Annotated in this window: 11 protein-coding genes; 8 read left to right on the top strand and 3 right to left on the bottom strand. The window is 53.0% G+C overall.

Features of this window, described 5'->3' with window-relative positions:
• Positions 1-7 precede the first annotated feature (7 nt).
• The gene (locus KP806_RS14575) at positions 8-1009 is read right to left on the bottom strand and encodes a DUF1835 domain-containing protein (protein ID WP_224724430.1); all 1002 of its coding nucleotides are present in this window, start codon (positions 1007-1009) and stop codon (positions 8-10) included.
• A 775-nt stretch (positions 1010-1784) separates the two neighbouring features.
• Between KP806_RS14575 and KP806_RS14570 the strand changes: the two genes are divergently transcribed.
• The 6 genes from KP806_RS14570 (at position 1785) to KP806_RS14545 (ending at position 7009) form a co-directional block, all read left to right on the top strand.
• Positions 1785-2231: a MarR family winged helix-turn-helix transcriptional regulator gene (locus KP806_RS14570; RefSeq protein ID WP_224724429.1), complete on the top strand. Its 447-nt coding sequence runs from the start codon at positions 1785-1787 to the stop codon at positions 2229-2231.
• Positions 2232-2361: 130 nt separating this feature from the next.
• Positions 2362-2763, top strand: a complete 402-nt coding sequence (locus KP806_RS14565; protein ID WP_224724428.1) for a DoxX family protein — start codon at positions 2362-2364, stop codon at positions 2761-2763.
• A gap of 60 nt (positions 2764-2823) precedes the next feature.
• The gene (locus KP806_RS14560; protein WP_224724427.1) at positions 2824-3783 is read left to right on the top strand and encodes a ring-cleaving dioxygenase; all 960 of its coding nucleotides are present in this window, start codon (positions 2824-2826) and stop codon (positions 3781-3783) included.
• Positions 3780-4388 (top strand): alpha/beta hydrolase, encoded by a 609-nt coding sequence (locus KP806_RS14555; protein WP_224724426.1) that lies wholly within the window; start codon positions 3780-3782, stop codon positions 4386-4388. The genes KP806_RS14560 and KP806_RS14555 overlap by 4 nt, the downstream gene beginning before the upstream one ends.
• A gap of 345 nt (positions 4389-4733) precedes the next feature.
• The gene (locus KP806_RS14550) at positions 4734-5348 is read left to right on the top strand and encodes a flavin reductase family protein (RefSeq protein ID WP_224724425.1); all 615 of its coding nucleotides are present in this window, start codon (positions 4734-4736) and stop codon (positions 5346-5348) included.
• 137 nt (positions 5349-5485) lie between these two features.
• Entirely contained in the window at positions 5486-7009 is a 1524-nt protein-coding gene (locus tag KP806_RS14545) for a glycine betaine uptake BCCT transporter (protein ID WP_224724424.1), read from the top strand.
• Positions 7010-7523: 514 nt separating this feature from the next.
• On the opposite strand, the gene KP806_RS14540 is transcribed toward KP806_RS14545, so the two are convergent.
• Both KP806_RS14540 and KP806_RS14535 read right to left on the bottom strand, forming a co-directional pair.
• A complete protein-coding gene (locus KP806_RS14540; protein ID WP_224724423.1) occupies positions 7524-8363 on the bottom strand; it encodes a carbohydrate ABC transporter permease in 840 nt (279 codons plus the stop codon).
• Positions 8363-9253, bottom strand: a complete 891-nt coding sequence (locus KP806_RS14535; RefSeq protein ID WP_224724422.1) for a carbohydrate ABC transporter permease — start codon at positions 9251-9253, stop codon at positions 8363-8365. Before KP806_RS14535 ends, KP806_RS14540 begins: the two co-directional genes overlap by 1 nt.
• Positions 9254-9391: 138 nt before the next feature.
• Here KP806_RS14535 and KP806_RS14530 point away from each other — a divergent pair, with 138 nt between their 5' ends.
• Positions 9392-11236, top strand: a complete 1845-nt coding sequence (locus tag KP806_RS14530; RefSeq protein ID WP_224724421.1) for a sensor histidine kinase — start codon at positions 9392-9394, stop codon at positions 11234-11236.
• The gene (locus KP806_RS14525; protein ID WP_224724420.1) at positions 11214-12869 is read left to right on the top strand and encodes a response regulator; all 1656 of its coding nucleotides are present in this window, start codon (positions 11214-11216) and stop codon (positions 12867-12869) included. The genes KP806_RS14530 and KP806_RS14525 overlap by 23 nt, the downstream gene beginning before the upstream one ends.
• The last annotated feature ends 96 nt before the right edge of the window (positions 12870-12965 follow it).

Below are 12965 nucleotides of genomic sequence, written 5' to 3'. Positions count from 1 at the left end.
ACGCCGATCAGACCTGACCGGATCCCTTTACAAGCTTCTCGCGTTCGGAATCCCATCGCCAAACGCCCGCTTTGCCCGAGAGCCTTACGCCGCCCAGCCAGTCGTCAATCCCGTTTAGCGCGACCCAGTCGGCTTGATGGCGCGCGAGCTTCTCGCCTAATTCGGTTAGTGTAACTTGCCGCCGGATAAAAGGCTCCGGATTGTCGTGAAACCCTAGAAACGGACCGTCTATCTCTATAAGCGGCTGCTCAGCCTGTGCTAAACGCCGGAGAGAAGCCCAGTATTGGAGATCGCCCATGCCCAGCAGGTTCAGCTTGTCTCCAGTTTGCCGGAACAGCGGCAGCGGCTGTTCGACGCCTGAGAGAAGCAGATCAAGCGTCGTTTGCTCTACGATGCCTAATCCGTTTTGGACAGAGGGGAAGCGGGCCAGGTGCAGGAAAAACGCATCGCGCAGGAAGGGCAGCGCAGACGTGTCTTCCCGAAGCAGCTCCAGAATAGCTCCCGGCGATTCCTCCGTATAAGCCTCCCAAGCCCGCTTGCCCAGCAGGAGCTGCTCGGCGGTAACAGGCTGCCAGGTGCCGGCGAGGCCGATCAGCTGCTCGGCAGACAGCTGGCCCAAGCCGTGAAACGGCTCGATGCTGGGATATTCGCCGATGCTGAGGAGCTGCAGCTTTGTATTCCCGAGATTTTGCGCGGCTAACCCGTGAAGCAGCCGGCAAAGCATAGTCTGATCGAACAGATCATGTTCGAACCAGAGCACGACTTCATCGTAATGGCTCAACTCCTCCAGCTGTCGTCTTAGCCCTTCGGCACCATCGAGCCATTCCTTGAGCGGAATGCCGAGCTTTTGCTCCAGAAATTGTCCTCTTGCGAGACTGTTCTCCGGCTGCTCCGGACGACGAAAAACCGGACCCTCCGTATAAATCTCCCGCCAGACGAATACGTCTCCTTCCATTCCGCCCTGTTTCAGCTTATTGCCTACCGAATCTCCGTTAACAATGTGCAGCATGCCGATCGACTCCTTTATTTAGAACTGAACCCAGCTGCCGAATAGCGTGATGGAATAGGTTAATGTTACCACATCAAGCGCGTCAGGAAATGGGGAATTATGTTGATCCATGTGACGTTAATGCCGTTCATTGCCGTTCACTGTACGGTGCGCCGAGGGGAATGGAAGGGTAAATCATACTCAAGTTTGAGGGTGCAGACGACGAGGGCGCAAATGTCTGCAGGTACTCAGCCCGGTCTCGCAGCTCTGTTTTTCACGGATCGACTCGATTGGTGTCAACAATTATTTCATCCCCTCCCTCACCTCCTGCAACAATCGAATAGGCTTTATCCGCTCTTCGTATCGGGATTTCACCGCAAAACACGTCAGCCTTCGATTTATTGCGTAAGTTATATTGACATAACATGAAACAATGATGCGATAAAGGGCGTAATTTGTCACAAAAAGCCCGTTTAAGGAGGAGAACAAGCTGTTTTTACGTAAACCGACTAGCCGGGGCAAAAATGGGGGAGCTTATATAGAGACGAGGTTGGTGCGGAGCGCTTTTGCAAAATTAGATATTTAGATTATACATCTAATAAACGTGTACATTGTTTTCGAAATATCATCCCAAAAGGGCCTTCAAAAATGGGCATATAATAGTAGGAATTATTTTAGGAAAGTCGGATCGGAATTTCTTTAGAAAAAGTGTTGACAACTGATCGCAATTGTATTATCTTTAAATCAAGATATTTGAATTAAAGACATACGCCGCCGGTAGAGAGGAAGTGAGAATATGGCAGAGGGAAAGCAAAACGAAGCTCTGGATCTTTACATCGCGCTGTCGAGAGCGAGCCAGTGGGTGAACGCGCACGCGGATCGCGATATACGCAGCAATGGCTTGAACCGGACGGAATTCGGCGTGCTTGAGCTGCTGTACCATAAAGGTCCTCAGCCTTTGCAGCAAATCGGCGAGAAGGTGCTGATGAGCAGCGGCAACATTACGTATGTAGTCGATAAGCTGGAGAAGAAGGAGATGGTGCGTCGCAGGGCTTCGACGGAGGATAGACGGCTCATTTATGCAGAGCTGACGGAAAGAGGCAACCAGTTCATCGAGAGTGTATTTCCGGCTCATACGAAGGCGATCGAGTTTGCGGTTAACGGCTTGACGTCCGAGGAGAAGAGCATGGCAAGCGGGCTGTTGAAGAAGCTCGGCAGATATGCCCAGGAGCATTTCAAGTAGCAGACAGGAATGATTGCGGTAATGTTTTTTGTAAGGAATGTCGTTGCGGACCAGGGTCCGTTCAACTTTTGTCTAATATCTTAAATTAAAGATTCTCAAAATAATAAATTAAAAATTGGAGGAATTTAAAATGACTATTGCATTGGGATTGTTGATCGTACGTGTGGTTGTAGGTTTGTTGTTTGTCGGACATGGAGCGCAGAAGCTGTTCGGCTGGTTCGGAGGTTACGGAATCAAGGGAACCGGGGGCTGGCTCGAATCGATCGGTGTGAAGCCGGGAGTCGCGATGGCCGTCGTTGCCGGACTGATGGAGCTTGTCGGAGGACTGCTGTTCACGCTTGGATTGCTGACTCCGCTGGCCGCGGCGCTTATCGTAATGACGATGCTGGTCGCGATCGTGAAAGTGCATGGCGCAAATGGAATTTGGTCGACTTCGAACGGCTATGAATACAATTTGGTGCTGATAGCCATTGCTATAGGAGTAGCTTTGATCGGTGCAGGCGATTACTCGGTAGATGCTTTTTTGAACTAATAAATTAAAGTGTACGGCAAACAAAATCATCTTTAAAATAAAAATGAGGAGTGATTTATTATGACAAATCAAGTAAACCAAACGGCAGGTATTCACCATATTACGGCTTTTGTAAGAAATCCGCAGCAAACGGCTGACTTTTACGCAGGGGTGCTTGGGCTTCGCCTCGTGAAAAAAACGATCAATTTCGACGCTCCTGAAGTGTATCACTTATACTTTGGCGATGAGTACGGAAGCCCGGGCACGATCATTACGTTTTTCCCATGGGCCAACTCCCGGAAAGGCCGCATCGGCGCCGGGCAGGTCGGAGTAACGACATATGTCGTGCCTGAGGACGCTTACGATTTCTGGAAAGAGCGCCTGGCAAAACTGAACGTAGCGGCAGAAGAGACGGAACGGTTCGGGGAGCGGTATCTGCAATTTGCCGATCCGGATGGCCTGAAAGCGGAAATCGTGGCACGGGCCGAAGGTCCGGCAAGCACCTGGTCGTTCGGCGGCGTACCGGCGGACAAAGCGATCAAAGGATTCGGCGGCGCGATTCTTTACAGCGGGGCTCCTGAGAAAACAGCGAATCTCCTCGTTAACGTAATGGGACTTGTGAAAATCGGCGAGGAAGGCGGATACGCAAGGTTTAGAGCGACGAGCGACATCGGCAATGTCATCGATGTGAATGTGGATGCGATGGAGCCTGGACATGGCGGGGCCGGCACGGTTCACCATATTGCCTGGAGAGCAAAAGACGATGCCGAGCACGCACTGTGGAGAAGCCATGTGGCAAGCAACGGCTACCAGCCTACCCCGATCGTCGACCGGCAGTACTTTAACGCTCTGTACTTCCGCGAGGAAGGCGGCATTTTGTTCGAAATCGCGACGGATCCTCCAGGCTTTGCCCGGGACGAGGAGCAGGCTCACCTTGGCGGCAAACTGATGCTGCCGGAATGGTACGAACCGCATAGAGCTCAAATCGAGCAGCTGTTAACTCCGTTTGAGGTGCGGGTATTGGAGGGCGACCAACAATGAAGCATATTTTCGTAAAAGGTACGGATTCCGGTGCTCCGGTGCTGCTGCTGCTGCATGGCACCGGCGGGACGGAGCGGGACTTGCTCCCGCTCGCCGAACGGCTGTCGCCGGCATCCTCAGTGTTAAGCGTGAGGGGCAATGTGCTGGAAAATGGGATGCCGCGTTTTTTTCGCAGGCTGGCTGAAGGAGTGTTCGATCTGGAGGATTTGGTCTTCCGGACGAAGGAGCTCCATGAGTTCCTCGACAGCGCGGCGGAGGAATACGGGTTTGACCGCAGAAATATCGTGGCTGTCGGCTACTCTAACGGCGCAAACATTGCAGGCAGCCTGCTGTTCCACTACCGGGATTCACTGCGCGGGGCGATTCTCCACCATCCGATGGTGCCGATCCGCGGAGTTCAGCTGCCGGACCTGGGCGGCGTTCCCGTCTTCATCGGGGCCGGCTCGAACGATCCGATCTGCTCGCCGCAGGAAACGGAGGAGCTTAAGGAGCTGCTAAGCTCGGCTGGGGCAAACGTAACAACCCACTGGGAAAGGTTCGGCCATCAGCTGACGGGCTCCGAGGTTGCGGCCGCGGCGGGGTGGTACCAGGAAGCGTTTAAGTAATCGGGCGAGCGCTCGAGCTTGCGGTCAGGCTGCAGACTTAAAGCAGCCGGCCGTACGGTCGAGCATTTAAATGGATGGCATCCAGCTAATTTCGGCGACATGCGGGTGTTGAGCCAAGCAACCGGATTATGTACAGTTAAATCCTGTTGCTTGGCTTGTTCCAGTGATTGGCGGCTGATCTAGATGCAGCAATCCCGTTATTTGTTCAAGGAGATTATTTCCCGAAAAATAATTGCAGCAAATACAGTTACGTAGACCAGGGATTTCTGGTAATGAGAAGTAATCTGTAGCCGATGCTGCTGTTAAGGCAGTCATCTAGAATTGTTAGAAAAGGGAGGTGCAGCCGTGATCGCGATTGATCCAACTAGTCAAAGCGTACAAGATAATTACAAGCTGCTTATAGGCAGTATTATTCCGCGCCCGATCGCTTTTGTTACGACGCTATCGGAGGACGGGGTGCTCAACGGGGCGCCGTTCAGCTTTTTCAATATCGTGTCAGCCAATCCGCCGATGGTCGCGGTTTCGGTGCAGCGCAAGCAGGGCGGCATTCCGAAGGATACAGCCCGTAATGCCATCGCTTCGGGAGAATTCGTCGTTCATGTAGCGGACGAAGGTTATATTGAGGCGATGAATGAAACGGCTGCGCTTTTGCCCCCGGAGGTAAGTGAGATCGAGCGGGCCGGCTTGACGGCAGTAGCTAGCGGCAAGGTCAAAGTGCCTGGAGTGGCCGAGGCGAAAATTCGGATGGAATGTGTACTGGAGCAGGCGCTGCAGCTGGGAGGCACCTCCGATGCGCCGGCCTGCGACTTGTTGATCGGCCGCGTGGTCCAGTTTCATATCGACGATTCGCTGTATAAGGGCGGACGCATTAATGCGAAAGCTTTGCAGCCGGTAAGCCGCTTGGCAGGCAGCGATTACGCGAAGCTTGGGGAGCAGTTTTCGATTGAGCGTCCGGTTTAACGGGATAAAGCGCATAAGCTAAAGGACAGCCGCGAAGTTAACGTGAGCTGTCCTATTTATGTTCGTATCCGTTTCCTGCCTATAATTCCCTCCTCTTAAGGGTAAGCTACCGGAAGTGCCGAAAGGAGGAGCTGTCAATGGTGTTCTACATAGCGATTGCCATCATTGCCGCCTTCGTTATTTGGGGGGCGTTGATGCCTGAGCGGCTTGCGGATGCAGCTGGAGTGGTGTTTACTTTTACGATTGAAAAGTTCGGGTGGTTTTATTTGCTGGCCATGTTCGGGTTCCTTATTTTTTCGTTTGCATTGGCGTTTGGCAAATACGGGGGGTACAAGCTGGGAAAGGACGATGATGAACCCGAATTTTCACTGCTTGCCTGGTTTGCGATGCTGTTCAGTACAGGAATGGGGATTGGGCTCGTGTTCTGGGGCATTGCAGAGCCGTTGTCACACTTCCTGACTCCGCCGGAAGGGGTATCGGGCGGCTCGGCAGAGGCTGCTCGAGTTGCGATGCGGTATTCTTTTTTTCACTGGGGGCTGCATCCTTGGGCGGTTTATACGATTGTCGGTCTTACGCTGGCGTATCATCAGTTCCGGAAGGGACGTAAAGGGCTGATCAGCGCAACCTTTTATCCGCTGATTGGAGACCGCGTAAACGGCCCGATTGGCAAAGGGATCGATACGCTGTCTATTATCGCGACGGCCTTCGGGGTAGCAACTTCTTTGGGGCTTGGGGCGCTGCAAATTAACGGCGGGCTGAACGCGATATTCGGCCTCAGCAGCAGCGTCGGTTCCCAGATCTGGATTATCGCTATTGTGACGGTGCTGTTCATCTTGTCGGCTACAAGCGGACTCGATCGCGGGATAAAAATATTGAGCACTACAAACTTGTATATTGCTTTCATCCTGCTGCTTTTTGTATTTGTGGTCGGACCGACATCTTTTCTGATGGATACATTCACCGTTACGCTCGGTTCATACGTTCAAAATTTAATCCAGATGAGTTTGCGCTTGACTCCGTTCTCCCAAAGCAAATGGATTGGAAACTGGACTCTGTTCTATTGGGCCTGGTGGATTGCTTGGGCGCCGTTCGTAGGAACATTTATCGCGCGCGTGTCGAAGGGCAGGACGATCAAGGAATTTGTTCTGGGCGTGCTGCTCGTACCAAGCCTGCTCGGCTTCTTCTGGTTCTCCGTATTTGGCGGGACGGGACTGCACCTGCAGCTGTTCGAGAACGTTCCGCTGGCCGAGGCAGCTGTAGAGGATGTGACATCAGTGCTGTTTCTGACGTTGAAGGAGCTGCCGCTGGGCATGCTCGCATCCGGCATCGCTACGCTTCTGATCGTTATTTTCTTCATTACGTCAGCCGATTCCGCGACCTTCGTGCTCGGCATGCTGTCACAGAACGGCAGTCCGAATCCGACGAATAAGGTGAAAATCATTTGGGGCATTCTGCAATCCACGATTGCGATTGTGCTTCTCGTGAGCGGGGGATTGAACGGCCTGCAGACAGCATCAATCGTGACGTCGCTGCCGTTTGCTCTCATTATTGGCGGCATGTGCGCCGCACTTCTCCGTTCGCTGAAGGAAGAGCACCGCATTTACCGGGCGCGCGAAAGGAAGCGGCAGCGAAAGCTGGACGAGCTGATTGAAGAAAATTAGCTGTGCAGCAAGTGCGGTGCAGCTCCCGGTTGTGCAGCCGTTGTCTCTGATGTAGAAAATGCAGCAGAAACCTGAAATGAATAGGCATCAGACGAACTAGAATGCACTAATGCAGCAGAAGGGGGACACATTTTAACGTTTTGGACGTAGGAGCGCCGATCTGCTGCAAAAAGTGCAGTGGATGGACGGAGCGGGGAGTTAGTGACGAGCTCTGCTGCAGAAAGTACATAAGAACCGCAAAGTGGCCAGGCGAGCGGAAGTGTAATGATAAAATGTGACTTAACGCGTTGACGGATATGCCGGTGGCGTTTAGAGGAGTTTAAGCAGGCGACGGAGTATAAAGTGAAAGAAGGATGGACCGCGAACAACCTCCGTCCTTCTTTCCTCATTGAGCTGAATCGAAGTCCACGGGACTGATTCCATTAATCGTCTACGCAAAAGAGCTGCATCGAGGTCCGCGGGACTAATCCCATGACCAACGATGCAGCTCTTTTTTTTTCGCGAACCAATGCGCTTATCCCTTCACCGCACCTGCAACGACACCTTTGACGATGTACTTTTGCAGGAAGATGAACACGATGATGGAAGGCAGAACGGCCATCACCATGGCGGTCATCGCGTATTGCCAGTCCGACGTGTATTGGCCGACGAAGGTGTAAGCCGCAAGCGTCAGCGTCTTCGTATCCGGCGAGCCGTTCACCATAAGGAGCGGCAGCAGGAAGTCGTTCCAGATCCACATGACGTCGATGATGACGATCGTCGTCGTTACCGACTTCAGCAGCGGGAAGATGACGAGGAAAAACAGCTTGAAGCCCGAAGCGCCGTCAATCGTCGCGCTCTCGTCGATTTCCTTCGGAATGCCCTTCACGAAGCCGTGATAGATGAAGACGGCGAGCGGGGCGCCGAAGCCCCAGTACAGAAGGCCGAGACCCCATGTGCTTTCGGACAGGTTCATATCCTTCGCCAGCTGCAGCACGGTGAGCATGATCGATTGGAACGGAATAAGCATCGGCATAATGCACAGCATGTAGAGCAAAGCGCTCCAGCGCGTTTTCGTTCTTGCCAGCTTATAAGCCGCGATGGAAGAGACGAGAATGATGCCGAGGAGTCCGAGTCCCGTAATGATGAAGTTGTTCAGGAACAGCTTCGGATAGTTGATGAACGACCATACGTACGAATAGTTCTCGAATACGAGCTGCTTCGGCAAAGCGACGACGTCGGTCATGACCTCGCCGAAGCTTTTGAACGAGTTGTTGATAGCCAGAAACAGCGGGTACAGGAACACGAGAGAGAGCAGCACCATAACGATTTCGAGTACGATGCGGCCTGCCTTGGTTTTGTTGTGGTTTTTCATTAGGCTTCAACCTCCCTGCGTTTGAAGAGCGTCAGCTGAACGATCGTTACAATTAGTACCGCAACGAACAGAATGAGCGCTTTTGCCGTTCCGTAGCCGTACAGGTTGTTCTGGAACGTGTCTCTATAGATGTCATAAGCGATACTGTAAGTCGTGCCGCCCGGTCCGCCGCCGGTAAGCGACAAAATGACGTCGAATACTTTGATCGAGTTGGTCAGCGCCATGAAAACGGAAATCGTAATCGATGGAGCAAGCAGCGGCAGCGTAATGCTGAAGAACCTTCTGACGGCTCCGGCGCCGTCCACGGTTGCGGCTTCCTTCAAATCGTCCGGCACCGACTGCAGGCCCGCAATGTAGATAACCAGATAGAAGCCGATCGACTGCCAGATGGAGACGAGCAGAATCGAGATAAACGCAAGCCCCGGCTCGCCGAGCCAGCTCAGTCCGAAAATGCCCCAGCCTGTGCTTTCGCCAAGCGATTCGAAGCCTTGCATGAAAATGAACTTCCAGATAAAGCCGACGATGACGAGACTAAGAATATACGGGATAAAAAATGCGGCGCGCAGCCACGACGTCGTCCTCAGCTTCATGTCGAGAATGACCGCAAGCAGAATCGCCAGCACATTGACCAGCACGATGTACAATACCGCGTATTTTATCGTGAACCATGCCGAATTCGCAAAGTTCGTGTCACCCATAAAGATTTGCTTGAAATTATCAAGGCCGACAAAGGTCGGGTGTTTGGAAATGCCGTTCCATTTCGTCATGGAATACCGGATCGTCATCGCGAACGGGATATAGAAAGCTACGGCGATACAGATTAATACCGGCAGCGTAAAAATGCCGAATTCAAGCTTCTCGCTCCATTTTCCCCCTAATGATTTAAACATCGTAGCACCTCTTTCATCGCAGTTCGTGTATGTTTTGTATTATAATTCAGCGGTATACGAGCAAAAATGGATTTTACAAAACAGTTAGGGGTAAAAAGGTGAACCGAATGAATAGTCGAAAGGATGGTGAACGTCAGGATGAACCGCACGGCTAAAGCCTTTCAATCCATGAAGGAGCGTCTGTCGAGAAGGCTGGTGAACAAGCTTATTTTGCTTTTCACGACCATTATTATACTCGTCGTCGGCTCGCTCACCTTTATTTCGTACAGGATGCTGCAAAAGGAAGCGGTCGAAGGCAGCATCGCAAGCACCTCCAACAATCTGCTGCTCGTCAACCGCAACCTGGAGGAGTATTTGGCGGGAATGGAGCAGCTGTCGCTTCCGCAAAACCGGTTTGACGAAATCGTCTACGCCATCAATCACGAATCCGAGGATTATGCGTCGAGGATGTACGTCGAGGATTATTTGAGGGAGCTGTATTATTCCCGCAGAGATTTGAAGGCCATCTATCTGTATGTGGTGAAAGAGAAAAAATATTATGCCGTCACAAAGGAAAATTACAATATTACCGTTCGGACTGGCCTGGATACGGACATAAGCGGCTTGCCGTGGTACGGGCGGGCGATGAAAAGCGGCGCCAACAGCTCTTACCAGTCGTTCGTGCAGGGAAGCGGCGAGGAAACGGGGTACAAGCTTGACACGGGACAAATCTTTATGGCGTATCACCGCGTTTTGCGCTCGATCGCGACGCGCGAGCCGCAGGCGGTGCTGTCCTTTTATTTCACTCCGGCGGGACGCGACGACATTCTGAAGGATGTGCCGTTCAGCGAAGGTCAGCATTTGATGTATCTCAGTCCGGACAATACGTTGTTTTATGCGGACGATCCGGCCGTCTACGGACGGATGAAAGAGAGCAAGCTGACGGAGGAGCTGGCGGAGGAAGGAGGCGGCCGCCTGACCTGGCAGGACGGACAGCAAAAATATTTGGTCGTCTACGACGTCGCCGGACAGAGCGGCTGGAAGCTGGTCAAGCCGATTCCGTATACGCAAATCGACGAGGCGGCGACTCAGGCGCGCAACCTCAGCTTTTCGCTCGGGCTTGCGTTTCTGCTGCTTGCGGTCATTCTCGTCATTTATTTTTCGAACGCCATTACGAGGCCGTTGAAGAAGCTTTCGTATCAGATGAACCGGTTCAGCGCCGGCGATTTCGATGCGGAGGCGGAGGTAAAGGGACGCGATGAAATCGCTTATTTATCGCGCCATTTTAACCAAATGGTCCGAAGGACGAACGAGCTGATCAACGAGCGGTACAAAATGAAGCTTGTCGAAAAAAACGCGATCTTAAAAGCGCTGGAGGCGGAAATTAACCCACACTTTCTATACAACGCGCTTCAGGCGATATCCACCAAAGCCCTCAAGCACGAAACGTACGACGTAGCGGATATGGTCGATTCCCTGGCGCTGACGCTCCGCTATTGCATTAGCGGCAAGGACACCGTGAAGGCCAGGGAGGAACTGAAGCATATCGAACATTACTTGTCGCTGCAAAAGGCCAGATTCGGAAGCCGGCTCCAGGTTCGTTACGACTGGGAGGAGTCGCTGATGGAGCTGGAAATGCCCAAGCTGTCGATTCAGACGCTTGTCGAAAACGCGATCAAGCATGCGGTCGAGAAGGTTTCGAGCGCGGTCACCATCGACATCGAGGCGAGGCTGGATGGACGGCATGCCGTGATTTCCGTTCGCGATGACGGTCCGGGCTTCTCGCCCGGAAGGCTGGAGCAGGTACGCGAATCGTTTCTGGGGGAATGGGAGAACCGCGAGCATGAAGGCGACAGCATCGGGCTGGTCAACTTGCATACGAGGCTGAAGCTGCTGTACGGGGATGCGGCTGAGCTGAACATTAAGACGGATAAGTCGGGCACGGAGATGGAAATGTTATTACCGCGGGGAGGCTTGGGACATGTACAAAGTGCTCATAATTGACGATGAGGAGCCGCTGCGCGAGGCGATCCGCATCCTTGGAGATTGGAAAGGGCTCGGCGTCGGGGAAGTGCTGGAGGCGACGAACGGCAGGATGGGCCTGGACATGCTGGCCGAGCACAAGATCGATTTGGCGATGATCGATATGAAAATGCCGGAGATGAACGGGCTGGAGCTGCTCCAGATTATCGAACGGGAGTATCCCGAGCTGCCGACGATCGTCATCAGCGGCTACAACGACTTTGAATATACGAGGCAGGCGATCCGCTCGAAGGTGGCCGATTATTTGCTGAAGCCGGTGAATCGGGCCGATCTGAACCAGGCGCTGCGCAAAGCGATCGATCTGCTGGATGCCAAGCGCAAGAGGGAAAGCGAGTTCATCAACCGCAACATTACGCTCAATATGTCGCTGCCGCGGCTGAAGGAGAAGGTGTACCAGTCGATCATCGAACGCAGCTTCAAAAGCCAATCGAACGAGGCGTTTCTGCCGCTCATCGGGGCCGATGATCCTGCGAGCCGGTTTACGGTGGCGGTGCTGCGCGTGCTGAATCTGGAGCAGGTGAGAAAAAACAGGTTTAACGACGATAAAGAGCTGCTGCATTTTGCGGTCGCGAACGTGATTAACGAAATAGCCGGCGGCCATTTCGACGCGTTCAGCTTTGCCAACCCGAAGCAGGACCGCGAGATGATCGCGGTGCTCACGACGAAGGGCGGATATCCGGAGGATATCGCCTACCGCTCCCTGCATCAGATGGTCAAGGTGGCAACCACGCTCAAAGAGTTGTTCGGCGTCCTGGTTGTAGCGGGCGTCGGACCGTCGAGCGCCGATGCCATGGACATCGCCACCTCTTATGAGGCGGCAAAAGCGGCGCTCAGCGGCATCGATCTTCTCAAGCTGAAGTCCGGCGCTGTACATACCGTACCTGACAGAGCACAAGCGGCGCCCGCCAAGGAGTATATGACTCTGTCCGGAAGGATTGCGATGATCCGGGCGGGCCTTGAGAGCGGCAGCGTCCAGAACGTGAAAGCCGTCATCGGCGAAATCGTGAAAAATTGGCGCGCCTCCGGCTTCTTTAGTCTAGGCGAAGCGGACCGCGTTCTCCACGAGTTTGTCATTTTGCTGAACGAAGCCGCGCTCGAGCTTGGAGCAAAGCCCGAGCAGCTGCCGCTGGGCGGCGCGGGCGGGCTGCGGGCGGCCGGCTTGTCCGCAGATTTTGACTCTCTGGCATCGTTCGAGCTGCTGCTTAACGGGCTGCTTGACTTTTACGGCGGAGAAATCAGAAAATCGCAGCTGGTGAATCAGCCGTTCGACATCGGGGATATTAAGACGTATATCGATACCCATTATTTTGAGGATATCAAAATATCGATGTTCGCAGAGAAGTATTTTTTGAGCCGGGAATACTTAATGAAGCTGTTCAAGCAGCAGTTCGGCTTCGGGATTCACGAGTATGTGCAGAAGGTCAGAATGGACAAGGCCAAGGAGCTGCTGGACGATCCGGGGCTGAAGATACAGGATATTTCGGAAATGCTGGGCTACAAGGACAAAAACTATTTCAGCAAGGCGTTCCGGAACTATTATTCCGTATCTCCGTCCGAATACCGTTCGGGAGCGGCGGCGGGGGAGAAAAAGTGAACAAACGCGTCACTACACTTTTTTACCCTTAACTATTCACTTATGTGCATTCTTATCCTGTTTCTTTTTCACTACAATAGGCACCAAGGACAACAA

This window comes from Paenibacillus vietnamensis (assembly GCF_020169515.1).
GTDB classification, from domain to species: domain Bacteria; phylum Bacillota; class Bacilli; order Paenibacillales; family Paenibacillaceae; genus Pristimantibacillus; species Pristimantibacillus vietnamensis.
Note: the sequence above shows the minus strand (reverse complement) of the source record. Positions and strands in the feature narration are given on the sequence as shown.